Annotated in this window: 15 protein-coding genes; 12 read left to right on the top strand and 3 right to left on the bottom strand. The window is 44.8% G+C overall.

Annotated features, from left to right (window positions below; translation table 11 throughout):
- Window positions 1–9: 9 nt before the first annotated feature.
- The 11 genes from NSS75_RS05325 to NSS75_RS05375 all read left to right on the top strand — a co-directional run bounded on the left by NSS75_RS05325 (window position 10) and on the right by NSS75_RS05375 (window position 13,326).
- A complete protein-coding gene (locus NSS75_RS05325) occupies window positions 10–1,551 on the top strand; it encodes a bifunctional GNAT family N-acetyltransferase/carbon-nitrogen hydrolase family protein (protein ID WP_339236341.1) in 1,542 nt (513 codons plus the stop codon).
- Between the two features lie 114 nt (window positions 1,552–1,665).
- The gene (locus NSS75_RS05330) at window positions 1,666–2,580 is read left to right on the top strand and encodes an AEC family transporter (RefSeq protein ID WP_339236344.1); all 915 of its coding nucleotides are present in this window, start codon (window positions 1,666–1,668) and stop codon (window positions 2,578–2,580) included.
- Between the two features lie 137 nt (window positions 2,581–2,717).
- Window positions 2,718–4,070 carry an aspartate aminotransferase family protein gene (locus NSS75_RS05335; protein ID WP_339236348.1) on the top strand — a complete coding sequence of 451 codons (1,353 nt, stop codon included), beginning with the start codon at window positions 2,718–2,720 and terminating at the stop codon, window positions 4,068–4,070.
- A gap of 30 nt (window positions 4,071–4,100) precedes the next feature.
- Window positions 4,101–4,676, top strand: a complete 576-nt coding sequence (gene glpP, locus NSS75_RS05340) for a glycerol uptake operon antiterminator GlpP (protein WP_029441192.1) — start codon at window positions 4,101–4,103, stop codon at window positions 4,674–4,676.
- 170 nt (window positions 4,677–4,846) lie between these two features.
- Window positions 4,847–5,671 carry a glycerol uptake facilitator protein GlpF gene (glpF, locus tag NSS75_RS05345; protein ID WP_095713748.1) on the top strand — a complete coding sequence of 275 codons (825 nt, stop codon included), beginning with the start codon at window positions 4,847–4,849 and terminating at the stop codon, window positions 5,669–5,671.
- An 18-nt stretch (window positions 5,672–5,689) separates the two neighbouring features.
- Window positions 5,690–7,180, top strand: a complete 1,491-nt coding sequence (glpK, locus tag NSS75_RS05350; protein ID WP_024120714.1) for a glycerol kinase GlpK — start codon at window positions 5,690–5,692, stop codon at window positions 7,178–7,180.
- A gap of 144 nt (window positions 7,181–7,324) precedes the next feature.
- Complete coding sequence (glpD, locus tag NSS75_RS05355; protein ID WP_101860906.1) at window positions 7,325–8,992, top strand: glycerol-3-phosphate dehydrogenase; 1,668 nt, start codon at window positions 7,325–7,327, stop codon at window positions 8,990–8,992.
- Between the two features lie 133 nt (window positions 8,993–9,125).
- Window positions 9,126–10,871 carry a phospho-sugar mutase gene (locus NSS75_RS05360; protein WP_339236352.1) on the top strand — a complete coding sequence of 582 codons (1,746 nt, stop codon included), beginning with the start codon at window positions 9,126–9,128 and terminating at the stop codon, window positions 10,869–10,871.
- Between the two features lie 147 nt (window positions 10,872–11,018).
- A complete protein-coding gene (locus NSS75_RS05365; protein WP_069486301.1) occupies window positions 11,019–12,161 on the top strand; it encodes a GAF domain-containing sensor histidine kinase in 1,143 nt (380 codons plus the stop codon).
- A complete protein-coding gene (locus tag NSS75_RS05370; RefSeq protein WP_339236356.1) occupies window positions 12,158–12,805 on the top strand; it encodes a response regulator transcription factor in 648 nt (215 codons plus the stop codon). The genes NSS75_RS05365 and NSS75_RS05370 overlap by 4 nt, the downstream gene beginning before the upstream one ends.
- A complete protein-coding gene (locus tag NSS75_RS05375) occupies window positions 12,802–13,326 on the top strand; it encodes an NADPH-dependent FMN reductase (RefSeq protein WP_024120718.1) in 525 nt (174 codons plus the stop codon). The genes NSS75_RS05370 and NSS75_RS05375 overlap by 4 nt, the downstream gene beginning before the upstream one ends.
- Before the next feature lie 15 nt (window positions 13,327–13,341).
- On the opposite strand, the gene NSS75_RS05380 is transcribed toward NSS75_RS05375, so the two are convergent.
- Window positions 13,342–13,584, bottom strand: a complete 243-nt coding sequence (locus tag NSS75_RS05380; protein ID WP_024120719.1) for a YhdB family protein — start codon at window positions 13,582–13,584, stop codon at window positions 13,342–13,344.
- 201 nt (window positions 13,585–13,785) lie between these two features.
- Here NSS75_RS05380 and NSS75_RS05385 point away from each other — a divergent pair, with 201 nt between their 5' ends.
- Window positions 13,786–14,109, top strand: a complete 324-nt coding sequence (locus NSS75_RS05385; protein WP_024120720.1) for a YqzG/YhdC family protein — start codon at window positions 13,786–13,788, stop codon at window positions 14,107–14,109.
- 42 nt (window positions 14,110–14,151) lie between these two features.
- On the opposite strand, the gene NSS75_RS05390 is transcribed toward NSS75_RS05385, so the two are convergent.
- Together NSS75_RS05390 and nsrR are read right to left on the bottom strand one after the other, a co-directional pair.
- Window positions 14,152–15,597 carry a peptidoglycan endopeptidase gene (locus NSS75_RS05390; protein ID WP_213418463.1) on the bottom strand — a complete coding sequence of 482 codons (1,446 nt, stop codon included), beginning with the start codon at window positions 15,595–15,597 and terminating at the stop codon, window positions 14,152–14,154.
- 152 nt (window positions 15,598–15,749) lie between these two features.
- Window positions 15,750–16,190: a nitric oxide-sensing transcriptional repressor NsrR gene (nsrR, locus tag NSS75_RS05395; protein ID WP_010333538.1), complete on the bottom strand. Its 441-nt coding sequence runs from the start codon at window positions 16,188–16,190 to the stop codon at window positions 15,750–15,752.
- Between the last annotated feature and the right edge of the window lie 24 nt (window positions 16,191–16,214).

Consider the following 16,214-nt stretch of genomic DNA (forward strand, 5'->3'; position numbering starts at 1 on the left):
GCGAGTAGATTGTCTGAGAAATTAGATTTGACCCGTTTTGAAAAGAAAATGGTCATCCGTAATATCGAAGAGAAAGATATTGACAACATTATCGACCTTCAAAAGGACTGCTTTCCAGGCATGGAGCCGTGGAAGCGAGAGCATTTAATCAGCCATCTGGAGCATTTTCCGGAAGGGCAGTTTTGTGCAGAATTCGAAGGTGAAATTATCGGTTCGTGCTCAAGCCTCCTGATTAATTTTGATGAATATGATGACCGCCATACGTGGCAGGACATTACAGATGACGGATACATCACCAATCACAATCCGGATGGCTTAAACATGTACGGGATCGAGGTCATGGTGCATCCTGATTACAGACGGATGAAAATCGGCCATCGTTTGTATGAGGCAAGAAAGGATTTGGCAAGACGTTTAAATCTGAAAAGCATCATCATAGGCGGACGGATACCGAACTATCATAAATATGCTGATGAAATGACTGCGAGAGAGTATGTTGAACAGGTTACACGCCATCAAATTTACGATCCTGTCCTTTCTTTTCAGCTGATGAACGGTTTTACCCTGATGCGGATTAACCCGGATTATCTTCCGGATGATACAGCTTCAATCAAATATGCGACGCTCATGGAATGGAATAATGTCGATTATCTGCCGCAGCAGACAAAGCGTTTTTATAAATCGGCCTTCCCTGTGAGAATTTGTGTCATTCAATACGAAATGAAAAAAATCTATTCCTTTGAGGAATTTGCAAATCAAGTAGAGTACTATGTCGATGTCGCATCTGACGCGAGGTCTGATTTTGCAGTGTTCCCGGAAATTTTCACAACCCAGCTGATGTCCTTCCTTGAGGAACGTTCACCAAGTTTGGCGGTACAGAGAATTACCGAGTATACTGAGGATTACATCAGTCTGTTTACAGACTTGGCTGTTAAGTATAATGTCAACATTATCGGCGGATCTCATTTTGTAGAAGAGGAAGGGAAAATTTATAATATCGCCTACCTGTTCAGACGTGATGGAACGATTGAGAAGCAATATAAACTGCATATTACGCCGAATGAACGCAAATGGTGGGGAATCAGCGCGGGCGACCAGGTACGTGTGTTTGATACGGACTGCGGGAAAATTGCGATCCAAATTTGCTATGACATTGAGTTTCCTGAGCTTGCCCGCATTGCGGCCGATAAAGGCGCAAAAATTATTTTTACGCCATTTTGTACGGAAGACCGCCAAGGCTACTTGCGTGTCAGATACTGTTCACAGGCAAGAGCAGTCGAAAATCAAATTTATACCGTCATTTCCGGAACGGTTGGAAACCTGCCGCAAACGGAAAATATGGATATCCAATATGCTCAGTCCGGCATCTTTGCCCCTTCTGATTTTGAATTCGCAAGAGACGGCATCGTTGGGGAAACCAACCCGAATATTGAAATGGTCGTCATTGGCGATGTTGACTTAGAAATTCTCAGAAGACAGCGGCAAAACGGAACAGTGCGTCAGCTCAAAGACAGACGCCGCGATATTTATCATATTCACTATAAAAAATAATGCGAAAGTCCGCCTGAATTGGCGGGCTTTTTTTAAAAAAAGCGGAATTGAAACGCTTCCGTGCTTTCTTTAAAATAGAAATAAATGTGTGTACATCGGAAAAGAAGGTGCCCTATGGAGTTTCTGCTTGTTTTAGTTCCTGTTTTCGGAATCTTCGCAATTGGTTATATCGGACAGAAAACACTTGGTTTTGATATACAGACACTGTCCAAAATGTCCTTATATTTAATGTCTCCTTTTTTGGCTTTTGATACGTTTTATTCAAACAAGCTGACGATGGACTATGTGTATCTGTCTATTTTTGTGCTGGGTCTATGCCTGGTTCTTGTGCTGTTGGTCTCCTTTTTATCCTTTTTTCATAAGTATTCGAACCAAGATCGCTGTGCCATGATTCTCTCATCAGCCTTTATGAATAACGGTAATTACGGCACGCCTGTCGTATTGCTTGTGTTTGGGACGGCGGGGCTGGATACGGCTGTTGTGTTAATGGTGCTGCAGCAGTTAATTATGAGTACTATCGGCATGTATTACGCTGCAAAGGGTGGTTCGGAGGAAGGCGGATGTAAAACGGTGATGACTCGGGTTATCCGTATGCCTGTGGCGTACGGAGCACTTTTAGGCGCAATACTTCAGCTTATGCATATTTCAATCCCTAAAGAGTTAATGACAGGCATTGAACTGGTCGGAAATGCGACGATTCCGACGATCATGATTATTCTTGGCATGCAGCTTGCGCTGATCTCTTTCAGGAATATTGAATATAGAAAAATTTCTTATTCTCTGCTGCTGAAGCTTATGGTATCACCGTTAATTGTGCTGGCCTTCACATTGATTTTGCCTGTGGATGACATGACGAAGCAAATCATGATTCTCGTAGCGGCCATGCCGACCGCTGCCAATACGACCTTAATGGCCGTTCAGTTTAATACAAGGCCCGAAGTCGTTTCCAGTGCCACTTTTATCAGCACAATGCTGAGCATAGTCACTTTGCCGGTCCTGCTTTGGATGCTGCATCCTCTTTCTTCTTGATGAAAGAGGATGTTTTAATTACCCGGCGGTTTATTGACTCCTTTGTCGTCTGGCTTTATATTGAAGTCAGGGAAATCATCACCTAGACATCACATAAGAGAAGGTCTGTTTCAATTTATTTATTGAACGCTAATGAAATGGAGATGATGGGGATGGAAAACATTCAGCAAAATCAGGGATTAAAGCAAAAGGATGAGCAATTCGTGTGGCATGCTATGAAGGGAGCGCATCAAGCGGACAGTCTGATTGCCCAAAAGGCGGAAGGAGCCTGGGTGACTGATATAGACGGACGCCGCTATCTTGATGCGATGTCCGGTTTGTGGTGCGTTAATGTTGGTTACGGCAGAAAAGAGCTTGCGGAGGCTGCCTATGAACAATTAAAGGAACTGCCGTATTACCCGTTAACGCAAAGTCACGCACCTGCGATTCACTTGGCGGAGAAGCTGAATGAGTGGCTTGGCGGCGATTATGTGATTTTCTTTTCCAACAGCGGATCGGAAGCAAATGAAACCGCTTTTAAGATCGCTCGCCAGTACCATCTGGAAAACGGCGACCACAGCCGTTATAAATTCATCTCTAGATATAGAGCCTATCACGGCAATACGTTGGGAGCACTCTCTGCAACCGGCCAGGCACAGCGGAAATATAAATATGAACCGTTAAGCCAAGGATTCTTGCACGCCGCCCCGCCTGATGTCTACCGAAATCCTGAAGACGCCGATACGCTAGAGAGCGCAAATGAAATTGACCGCATCATGACATGGGAATTAAGCGAAACGATTGCCGGTGTCATTATGGAGCCCATTATTACTGGCGGAGGCATTTTAATGCCGCCGGACGGATATATGAAGAAAGTGGAGGAAATCTGCCGCCGCCACGGCGCCCTGCTGATTTGTGACGAAGTCATCTGCGGATTTGGGCGGACTGGCGAGCCGTTCGGATTTATGCACTACGGCGTGAAGCCCGATATCATTACAATGGCGAAAGGGATTACAAGCGCGTATCTGCCATTGTCAGCGACCGCAGTTAAACGGGAGATTTTTGAAGCATACCAAGGAGAAGCTCCTTATGACCGTTTCCGCCACGTCAGCACATTCGGCGGCAGCCCGGCAGCCTGCGCATTGGCTTTGAAAAACCTGCAAATTATGGAGGATGAACAGCTGATTCAGCGATCCCGCGATCTCGGAGCAAAGCTTTTAGGTGAGCTTCAGTCGTTGAGAGAACACCCTGCAGTAGGAGATGTAAGGGGAAAAGGGCTGCTGGTCGGAATCGAACTTGTCAAAGATAAGCTGACTAAAGAGCCGGCTGGCGCTGACCAAGTGAACCAAGTGGTTGCGGCATGCAAAGAGAAAGGGCTGATCATCGGCAAAAACGGCGATACAGTCGCCGGATATAACAATGTCATTCAGCTCGCCCCGCCATTTTGTCTGACAGAAGAAGACCTTGCATTTATCGTAAAAACGGTGAAGGAAAGCATACTGACGATTTGATACAAAAGTGATTTGTTAAAGGAGCACACTATGAGTTTTCACAACCAGCCTATTTTACCGGCTATTCGCAATATGAAGCAATTTGATGAGTTTTTAAACAGCTCGTTTTCGTACGGCGTGATACTTGATATTCATCTCGGACAATTAAAGGGCGTGATCAGAGAGGCGCAAAAGCACGGGAAGAAGATGATGGTGCATGTCGATTTAATCCAAGGGATCAAACATGATGAATACGGAGCGGAATTTATCTGCCAGGATATCAAGCCAGCGGGGATTATCTCAACAAGATCAAACGTGATTGCAAAAGCGAAGCAGAAGAAAATCTATGCGATCCAGCGTTTGTTTCTGCTTGATACAAGCGCAATGGAAAAAAGCATGGAGTTTGTCGGCAAGCATAAGCCTGACTTCATTGAAGTGCTGCCGGGCATCGTGCCGTCACTTATTCAGGAAATTAAAGAGAAAACAGGTATCCCTATCTTTGCGGGAGGTTTCATCCGCACAGAACAAGATGTAGAACAGGCACTGAAAGCTGGTGCCGTTGCTGTCACCACATCTAACACCAAATTATGGAAAAAATATGAAAACTTTTTGACAGAAAGTGATTGACACCGCTTTCATCCACTGATACAATTGCACTAGGTTAATACAATGTGATGGAGAATCCGGAGACCCACAGCAGCTCTTTACGGTAAAAGTTATACATCCGTAAAGCGGTTTGTTGTGGTTTTTTTATTCTCTATCATACTTCTTAATCGCAACCTTAGGAGGAATTATCTATGACAGCATTTTGGGGAGAACTAATCGGTACGATGCTGCTTGTTATTTTTGGCGCAGGTGTTTGTGCAGGAGTCAATTTGAAGAAATCGCTTTCATATCAATCTGGCTGGATTGTTGTTGTATTTGGATGGGGATTAGGTGTGGCAATGGCCGCTTATGCGGTCGGCGGCATCAGCGGCGCCCATCTCAATCCCGCGTTAACGATAGCATTTGCTTTTGTTGGTGATTTTCCGTGGAAAGAGGTTCCGGTTTACATTGCGGCGCAAATGATCGGAGCAATGATCGGTGCGGTGATTGTTTACCTTCATTACCTGCCGCATTGGAAGTCTACCGATGATCCCGCTGCCAAGCTGGGTGTTTTTTCAACCGGACCCAGCATTCCGCATACGTTTGCAAACGTTTTAAGTGAGGTTATTGGGACATTTGTCCTTGTGCTTGGAATTTTGGCGATTGGGGCAAATGAGTTTACAGAGGGACTTAACCCTTTAATCGTCGGTTTTCTCATCGTTGCTATCGGTATTTCTCTTGGAGGAACCACGGGATATGCAATTAATCCCGCCCGCGACTTAGGCCCGCGGATTGCCCATGCACTTCTGCCGATTCCGGGGAAAGGCTCATCAAACTGGAAGTACGCATGGGTTCCTGTTGCCGGCCCGATTTTGGGCGGATCATTCGGCGGTGTATTTTACAGCGCAGCGTTTCAGGGGCAGATTACAAGCAGTTTCTGGATTGTAAGCGTTGTTTTGGTTGTGGTATTGTTAGGACTCTATGGCTATACGAAAAAACATGCAGCTAAAACACTATCAAATTCAAAATATATTTAAGCAAAGGGGAGACATCTTATGGAAACTTACATTTTATCCTTAGATCAAGGGACAACAAGTTCAAGAGCGATTCTGTTTAATAAAGAAGGCAAAATCGTTCACTCCGCTCAAAAGGAATTTACACAATACTTCCCGCATCCAGGATGGGTTGAGCATAATGCAAATGAAATTTGGGGATCTGTCCTTGCTGTTATCGCATCTGTCATTTCTGAATCGGGAATCAGCGCTTCTCAAATTGCCGGAATCGGCATTACCAACCAAAGGGAAACAGCGGTTGTTTGGGATAAGGATACAGGAAAGCCTGTGTATAATGCGATCGTTTGGCAGTCACGACAGACGTCTGGAATCTGCGAGGAGCTTCGTGAAAAAGGATATAATGATACATTCAGAGAGAAAACAGGCCTTTTGATAGATCCATATTTTTCTGGCACGAAGGTGAAATGGATTTTAGACAATGTGGAAGGCGCAAGAGAAAAAGCGGAAAAAGGCGAGCTGCTGTTTGGAACGATTGACACATGGCTCATTTGGAAAATGTCAGGCGGAAAAGCGCACGTAACGGATTATTCCAACGCCTCAAGAACGCTGATGTTTAATATTTACGATTTGAAATGGGACGATGAGCTGCTTGAGATTTTAGGCGTTCCGAAATCAATGCTCCCTGAAGTGAAACCGTCCTCTCATGTGTATGCGGAGACAGTTGATTATCACTTCTTCGGAAAAAATATTCCGATTGCTGGAGCGGCAGGCGACCAGCAGTCCGCGCTGTTCGGCCAGGCGTGCTTTGAAGCAGGTATGGGGAAAAACACATACGGCACAGGATGTTTCATGCTGATGAATACAGGGGAAAAAGCAATTAAGTCGGAACACGGGCTGCTGACAACAATCGCCTGGGGCATTGACGGTAAAGTTGAATATGCTTTAGAAGGAAGTATTTTTGTCGCAGGCTCAGCCATCCAATGGCTCAGAGACGGAATGAGAATGTTCCAGGACTCTTCGCTTAGCGAATCATACGCGGAGAAAGTTGATTCAACTGACGGCGTATATGTCGTTCCGGCCTTTGTCGGCTTGGGAACGCCTTACTGGGACAGCGATGTGCGCGGTTCAGTTTTCGGCCTGACAAGAGGCACAACAAAAGAACATTTTATCCGTGCCACGCTGGAGTCATTGGCTTATCAGACGAAAGATGTGCTTGATGCAATGGAAGCGGATTCTAACATTTCATTGAAAACGCTTCGTGTGGATGGCGGCGCTGTTAAAAATAACTTTTTGATGCAGTTTCAAGGGGATATTTTGGATGTGCCTGTGGAACGACCGGAAATCAATGAAACAACTGCGCTTGGCGCGGCATATTTGGCGGGTATCGCTGTGGGATTCTGGAAGGATCGTTCTGAAATTATTAACCAGTGGAATCTGGATAAGCGTTTTGAACCTAAATTGGAAGAAGAAAAACGAAATGAGCTGTATACAGGCTGGCAAAAAGCCGTTAAAGCAGCTATGGCTTTTAAATAAAATAAGAGTATGTTATAATGGTTACAAGTTAATAAGAACGGTCCTGAGATGAGGAGAGACCACAGCACCAAAGTGTGAACATGCACTTTGGCTGTTGTGGTCTCTTTTTCTATTTACTTACCGTGACAACAAGGAGGAAACGTAATAATGAAAAATCAATTTTCAAGTCTTGAGCGGGATCGCATGCTGACAGACATGACGAAAAAAACATATGATCTATTTATTATCGGAGGAGGAATTACAGGAGCTGGTACAGCTCTTGACGCGGCATCAAGGGGCATGAAGGTCGCACTCAGCGAAATGCAGGATTTCGCGGCTGGAACATCAAGCAGATCAACAAAATTGGTTCATGGCGGATTGCGCTATTTAAAACAATTTGAAGTGAAAATGGTCGCTGAGGTAGGGAAAGAGCGGGCGATTGTCTATGAAAACGGCCCGCACGTTACCACACCGGAATGGATGCTGCTTCCGTTTCATAAAGGCGGCACATTCGGTTCATTCACAACCTCTATCGGTTTAAGAGTTTATGACTTCTTAGCCGGCGTAAAAAAATCAGAACGCAGAAGTATGCTTTCAGCAAAAGAAACGCTGCAAAAAGAGCCTTTGGTGAAAAAAGACGGCTTAAAAGGCGGCGGCTACTATGTTGAATACCGCACTGACGATGCGAGACTGACAATCGAGGTCATGAAGGAAGCGGTCAAATTCGGGGCAGAGCCTGTGAATTATTCCAAAGTAAAAGAACTCCTTTATGAAAAAGGCAAAGCAGTCGGTGTATTAATTGAAGACGTTTTGACGAAAAAAGAATATAAAGTATACGCGAAAAAAATCGTCAATGCGACAGGCCCTTGGGTAGACCAGCTCAGAGAAAAAGACCATTCTAAAAACGGAAAGCACCTTCAGCATACAAAAGGTATTCACCTTGTATTTGACCAATCTGTCTTTCCTTTGAAACAAGCGGTATATTTCGATACACCGGACGGCCGCATGGTGTTTGCTATTCCTCGCGAAGGCAAAACATATGTGGGCACAACCGATACCGTTTACAAAGAGGCCCTGGAGCATCCGCGCATGACAACTGAGGATCGCGATTACGTCATCAATTCAATCAATTACATGTTCCCGGAACTGAATATTAAAGCGGATGATATCGAATCAAGCTGGGCTGGTCTGCGTCCGCTCATTCATGAAGAAGGAAAGGACCCTTCCGAGATTTCACGCAAAGATGAAATTTGGACGTCAGATTCAGGCTTGATCACTATTGCCGGCGGTAAGCTGACCGGGTACAGAAAAATGGCGGAGCACATTGTAGATCTTGTTCGTGATCGATTAAAAGAGGAAGGCGAAAAGGATTTCGGCCCATGCAAAACGAAAAACATGCCGATTTCAGGCGGGCACGTCGGCGGTTCTAAAAACCTTGCATCCTTCGTGACGGCGAAAACGAAAGAAGGCATTGCGGCCGGCTTATCAGAAAAAGATGCGAAACAGCTGGCTATCAGATACGGCTCCAACGTAGAGCGTGTCTTTAATCGGGTCGAGGCACTGAAAGACGAGGCTGCGAAGCGAAATATCCCGGTTCATATCCTTGCCGAGGCAGAATACAGCATTGAAGAAGAATTGACTGCAACGCCTGCTGACTTCTTTGTCCGCAGAACGGGACGTTTATTTTTTGATATCAATTGGGTAAAAACATATAAAGACGCCGTTATTGATTTTATGAGCGAGCGATTCCAGTGGGATGAGCAGACGCAAAACAAACATACAGAAAACCTTAACAAGCTATTACACGATGCGGTTGTACCGGTCGAACAATAAAAATAACGGGCTGTCTGCAGCCCGTTTTTTCTTTTATGAGCCAGAAAGCGTCAGATCTCAAGATATCAAGTGACAGAGACGCTCTCTTCATATTAAAATAATGGCATATGGCTGATACATAGGAGGACGAATTATGACTTGGAGAAAGAGCTATGAACGCTGGAAACAGACAGAAAATTTAGATCCTGAATTAAAAAAGCTCCTCACTGAATTAGAGGGGAATGATCAGGCTCTTGAAGACTGCTTCTATAAAAACCTTGAATTCGGGACTGGGGGTATGCGCGGAGAAATTGGCGCCGGTACGAATCGGATGAATATTTACACGGTGCGCAAGGCATCAGCGGGATTTGCGGCATACATCTTGCAGCAGGGTGAGGAAGCGAAAAAACGGGGCGTTGTCATTGCGTATGATTCCCGCCATAAGTCACCGGAGTTTGCGATGGAAGCGGCAAAAACACTTGCTACACAAGGCATCCAAACGTACGTATTTGATGAGCTTCGCCCGACGCCGGAGCTGTCATTCGCTGTCAGACAACTGAACGCTTACGGAGGAATTGTCGTGACGGCTAGCCATAACCCGCCTGAATATAATGGGTACAAAGTGTACGGTGATGACGGCGGCCAGCTGCCTCCGCGTGAAGCAGACATCGTCATTGAGCAGGTAAACGCCATCGAAAATGAACTGACAATCACGGTCGATGATGAAGAAGCGTTAAAAGAAAAAGGCTTAATAAAGATCATCGGTGAAGAGATTGATAAGGTCTATACTGAAAAACTGACATCTATTTCCGTTCATCCTGAGTTATCCGGAGAAGTGGATGTGAAAGTGGTTTTCACTCCGCTGCATGGAACCGCAAACAAACCGGTCAGACGCGGGCTCGAAGCCCTTGGCTATCAAAATGTCACGGTCGTGAAGGAACAGGAACGGCCAGATCCGGACTTTTCAACTGTAACATCTCCGAACCCGGAAGAGCATGCTGCATTTGAATACGCTATTAAGCTCGGCGAAGAGCAAAATGCAGATATTCTTATTGCAACAGATCCAGATGCGGACCGCCTTGGCATTGCGGTGAAAAATGATGAAGGCAAATATACAGTGCTGACAGGAAACCAAACCGGCGCGTTGCTGCTTCATTATTTGCTTTCTGAAAAGAAAAAACAAGGAATCCTGCCTGAGAATGGCGTCGTTCTCAAAACAATCGTAACAAGTGAAATCGGCCGCGATGTCGCATCTTCATTCGGACTCGATACGATTGATACACTGACGGGCTTTAAGTTTATCGGGGAAAAGATTAAACAATACGAAGCCTCAGGCCAGTACACTTTCCAATTCGGATATGAAGAAAGCTATGGTTATTTAATCGGAGATTTCGCCCGCGACAAGGATGCCATTCAGGCCGCACTTTTGGCAGTTGAGGTTTGCGCGTTCTATAAGAAACAAGGAACGTCATTATACGAAGCGTTAATGAATATCTTCAAAGAATATGGTTTTTACCGTGAAGGGCTGAAATCACTGACGCTGAAAGGAAAACAGGGAGCGGAGCAGATTGAAGCGATTCTTGCTTCCTTCAGACAAAATCCGCCGCAAACAATGGCCGGTAAACAGGTTGTCTCAGCAGAGGATTACGCTTTAAGCAAACGGATGGTTTTGACGGAAAATAAAGAAGAAGCCATCGACCTGCCAAAATCAAATGTATTGAAATATTTCTTGGAAGACGGATCTTGGTTCTGCCTCCGTCCTTCTGGTACTGAGCCGAAGGTCAAATTTTATTTCGCCGTAAAAGGAACATCCCTACAAGACAGTGAACAGCGTCTTGCGGCACTTTCTGACGATGTCATGAAGACAGTTGACGAAATTGTCGAAGCAACAGCAAAGTAATTCTAAAAAAGCTGGATCACATTGCGTGATCCAGCTTTTTTCTATTTCTCATCCAAAAGTCTGAAAGAAAATCATCCTTCATGTGAAGTAACAATATTCAAAAAACTGGTATAATCTTAGATAATAACCATAGCCGGAGTGAGAGACGTGACCAAACCGAGGGTGGAAAAATTAAGAACGCTGAAAACCATTGCCGAGACTTTGAATCAAGGACACGATGTCAAAGCAACGCTGAATGAAGTTTTAAAAGAATTGCTGAGCTTAACGAATCTTCAGTCTGGATGGATCTTTCTCATTGAAGAGGACGGTTCCTATACGTTAGCAGCAGACGCATACCTGCCGCCTGCTTTAAGCCGCAGGGAAAAAGTGCTGATGTGTGAAGGGGAGTGCTATTGCCTGACGAAATTCAATAACGGCGGACTTAGAAAAGCAGCCAATATTATGAACTGTAAACGCATAGAATCAGCTGAAGAGCTGCATTGTTTTGACACAGAAGGGATTACGCATCATGCAACCGTTCCCTTAGAAGATGGAGACAGACGGTTTGGTTTATTAAATGTGGCGGCGGCTGGAAAGACACTTTTTGATGAGGAGGAGCTTCATTTGCTGGAGGCGGTTGCTTTTCAGATCGGAACGGCGATACAGCGGATGAGACTTGCTGAATACAAACAAAAAAACGCTCTTTTAATGGAGCGGAACCGTCTCGCTCAGGAGCTGCATGATTCAGTCAACCAGATGCTGTTTTCCGTCAGTTTAACAGCAAAAGCGGCAAAGACATTAACACAAGAAGAGACCCTGCAGCAAATGATTGATTTTATTCAAACGTTAACGCAGGACGCGCTGGCTGAAATGAAGTCCTTAATTTGGCAGCTTCGCCCCGGAGGATTGGAAAAAGGGCTGGCTGAAGCCATTAAAAGCTACGGCACTCTGATCGGATTGAATGTCGTCTTTACACAAAAAGGATGTCCGGCCCTTCGTGATGAAGAGGAGCATATGCTGTGGCGTGTCGTGCAGGAAGCCCTCAATAATTGCAAAAAGCATGCCGGGACTGATACAGCGTATGTCAGAATTACTGCTTCTTCGTCCTATGCAGAACTGGATATTATCGATCATGGGGCAGGGTTTCGTTATGAAGCGCACGACGGACTGCCTTCACTTGGCATCAAAGGAATGAAAGAGCGGGCAGAAAAAGCCGGCGCGGAATTTTTCATTGAGTCAGAGCTTGGAGCTGGCACGAAGCTGTCTGTCAGACTTCCGCTTACCAATCAGAAAGGAAGGACAGTGAGATGAGAATTGTAATAGCGGATGATCACCATGTTGTCCGGAAGGGGCTTCGTTTTTTCTTTGCCACCAAGGACGACATTGAAGTTGTCGGAGAAGCGGCAACCGGAAGTGAGGCCCTCCGTGTCATCGAAGAAACAAAGCCTGACCTCGTTCTGATGGATCTGTCGATGCCGGATATGGATGGAATAGAAGCAACAAAAAAAGCAGTACAGCAATTTCCCGGTGTCCATATCGTCGTGCTGACGAGCTACTCTGATCAGGAGCATGTAATCCCTGCGCTTCAGGCAGGAGCGAAGGCATATCAGCTAAAGGATACGGAGCCGGAGGAATTGGTGAAAACACTGAGACAGGTTGATTCAGGCGAATATATGCTGTCTTCAGCTATTATGCCCCATGTCCTGACACATATGAAAAAACAGAATGAACCTGAAAAAGAAAAATTTTATCAATTAACCCGGCGGGAAAGAGATGTGCTAAACGAAATTGCTTGCGGAAAAAGCAATAAAGAAATCGCAGCATCGTTGTTTATTTCAGAAAAAACAGTAAAAACCCATGTGTCTAATCTTTTAGCAAAGCTTGAGCTGGCGGACCGCACACAAGCAGCGCTTTTTGCAGTGAAATACAACCTGAATGGAGAGACCACAAAGTGAACATATTAGTGATTAGCGGCTCGCCGAGAACACATGGCAGGACAAGAATTGCGGCAGCCTATATTTCATCTGTGTATCAAACGGATTTGATTGATTTGAGCGAATTTATATTGCCGTTATTTAACGGTGAAGCCGAACAGGCCGAGCTTATGCGGGTACAAGAGCTGAAGCAGCGCGTCAGCAAAGCGGATGCGATTGTATTACTATCTCCTGAATATCACAGCGGCATGAGCGGCGCTTTAAAAAATGCACTGGATTTTTTAAGCAGCGAACAATTTAAATATAAGCCAGTAGCTCTTTTGGCAGCAGCAGGCGGCGGAAAAGGCGGAATCAATGCGCTGAACAATATGAGAACCGTGATGCGGGGTTTATATGCCAATGCTATTCCGAGGCAGCTTGTGCTTGATCCGGTAACGATTGATGTGGAAAACGCAACAGTAACGGAACACATGGCGGCCAGCATAAAAGAGCTGATGGAAGAATTGCACATGTTCGCAAATGCAGGAACCCCCGGCGTCTAAACACCGGGGGTTTTTTTATGTGAGAAGCGCTAATTGATCCTCATATGTCAGCTCAGTGGCATGGTCAATATAGCGGAGAAGAGAATACAGCACCTTTTCTAATACAGCATAATCCTGTTCAAAATGGTATGCATGCAAAAAATGCTCAATTCGTTTTGATAACAAATCATCCTCTGTCCGCACCATTAAAATTAATAAATTATCCCATTGGGAACGATGGGTGTAATACAATGCTTTGTCGTAATCAGCATAATCCATATCAATCGCTTCTCCTTTCCTGTGTGAGAAGTTCAGGATTAGTTTATGCCGCATCAGCTGTTATTGACGGGGCAAAACTTGGCGTCTGCGTCAGAACTGGGGTAGCAATATGAGGGAGACATAAAATGAAAATGTCTGAATGAAGCAAGCGGTTTTGGAAAACCTAAGATGAAAATAATCTGGGTACAGGAGACTGAAAACATGAAATCTCTGCCGTATGCCATTGCGCTTCTGTTTTGCGGTTTCATCATCTTATCGATGGCTGCAAAAGGGCATTCAGAAAACATGAACGAGTCTGTTCAAAAGTGGGAACAGCTCGCTTGGAGTAAAATTCAAGATGAATATAAAGGGGCTTCTTTTTCCGATTACGCCTATATGGGGCGGACCGAGGTGAATGACCAGCAGACAAAGGATGTCTTTCGGGTGACCGTCAAACAGAATGATGAAACATTTTCCGTGCGTGCGGAAGTTTATTTTCACCCTGTGACAAAACATATGATCAGCATCAATGTGTTTCGTCTTTAATAAAAAAACTGTACAGCCGACAAAGGCCATACAGTTTTGTTTTTAGAAATAACGCTTTGCTCCGAGGTAGCGCTGTTTCCAGTATGAGTTGTTCATATTTGAAATGACAACCCCTGAGTCGTTGGCATTAATGAATTCCCCGTTTCCGAGGTAAATCCCGACATGAGAAGGGCCGGCTTTGTATGTCGAAAAGAAGACAAAGTCTCCGACTGCAGGCTGGCTGACAGATTTCATGGTGTTCCAGTAGCCGGCCGCCGTTAATCTGGACACAGATGTCACTTTGTTTAGCGCATAGTAAATGAATCCGCTGCAGTCAAATCCGGCCGGTGTCGTTCCTCCCCAGCGATATGGAACGCCAAGCTGCTCCTTAGCGGCCGCGATCATTTTGTTAATCTTCGCGCTTGTTGAGATCGTGCTGCCTGAAGATCCGGAACTTGAATTTGAAGATGAAGCTTTGCCTGTAATCGTGAGCTTCTGGCCGATTTGTAAGACATCGTTTTTCAAGTTGTTTTTCTCCCGGATCTGCTGGGCTGTCACATTGAACTTTTGAGCGATCACCCATAAGGAATCCCCGCTCTTCACCGTATATGTAGTCGTCGTTGTGCCGGAGCTTGAATTTGACGAAGACGGTGTTGTTGATGTGCCGGAACTTGATTTGCCGGTCAGCTTCAGCACTTGTCCGACGTACAGAACGTCTGATTTCAGATTGTTGCTGTTTCGGATTTGCTGTACAGTCAGGTTATATTTGTTTGCGATCTTCCAAAGTGAGTCTCCGCTTTTTACGGTGTACTTCGTTGTTGCTGATGCTGATTGATTCGATTTGGATGAATTGTCTTTGGATGACGAATTAGAACCCGCTGATTTTGTTTTTAACACTTGATTCACATAAATGGTATCTGATTTTAAATTGTTCAATACCTTCAATTCAGCGATGGACATATTGACTTTGTTCGCGATTTTCCAAAGCGAATCACCTAGCTGCACTTTGTAAGTGCCAGTCGAAGCTGAAGAGCTTGAGCTCGATTTAGATGATTTAGAGCTGCTTGAAGTGCCGGAACTGGAATTTGAAGAAACCTTTCCGGATACTTTTAATTTTTGCCCTGCACGAATCATGTCGCTGCTCAATCCGTTTAACTTTTTCAGTTCCTGTACCGACATCTTATACTCATTGGCAATCAGCCATAGTGAATCGCCGCTTTTCACTGTGTAAACAGAATTTCCGCTCTTCTTTGCTGTTGAGCCTGAAGAAGATGATGAAGTGCCGGAATTGCTGCCTGGGATGGTAAGCGTCTGGCCGATTGACAGGACGGTAGTCGAAAGATGGTTGGCGGATGTGATGGCCGCTACACTTGTGTTGTAGTTTTGCGCCAGCTTCCATAAGGAATCTCCGCTTTTGACTTTAATCGTTGCTGCTTCAGCGGGTGTAATCGCTAGTGTTGTGCTGACAATCGCGGATGCTGTCAGCCCTGCTGCTAATTTCTTTTTCATCTGAGCTCTCCTTTTTCCCCCAATGATTTTGAATATGCTGTTTCTTTTTTATATCGGCAGATTCAACTCATCGTTTTGCCTTTTTTAAAAATCAGTCATATTATCTTAACAGAAAGCAGGAAAAAGGACATAAAAAAAGAAGGAATCATCAACTATTCCTTCATTTTCAAAAGCTGCATAATTTCCTCTTTGTTTTTGACAAGGTCTCGCAGCGTATATTTGTTTAAAACGGCAAGATAGGCCATAAGCGCTTCATTAAGCACGTGTTTTAAGCCGCACACTGGAGAAATAATGCAGAGATTTCTATTCGCATCAAAACATTCAACAATATTAAAATCGTCTTCTGTTTTTCTGACGACCTCTCCAATATTAATGTCTTCAGGATCCATGCCTAAACGTATGCCGCCTCCACGTCCGCGTATCGTTTCTACATATCCGAGCTGACCGAGCCTGTATATGACTTTCATGAGATGATTTTTTGAAATAGAATACGTTTCGGCGATCTGTTTTATATTTGAAAGTTCTCCGGGACGTTCTGCAGCAAGAAAAATCAAAACTCGTAATGAATAATCTGTATAATTTGTTAACTTCATATTAAGACCTCGGAATAAGACATT

This window comes from Bacillus sp. FSL K6-1012, assembly GCF_037964915.1.
GTDB lineage: Bacteria > Bacillota > Bacilli > Bacillales > Bacillaceae > Bacillus > Bacillus halotolerans.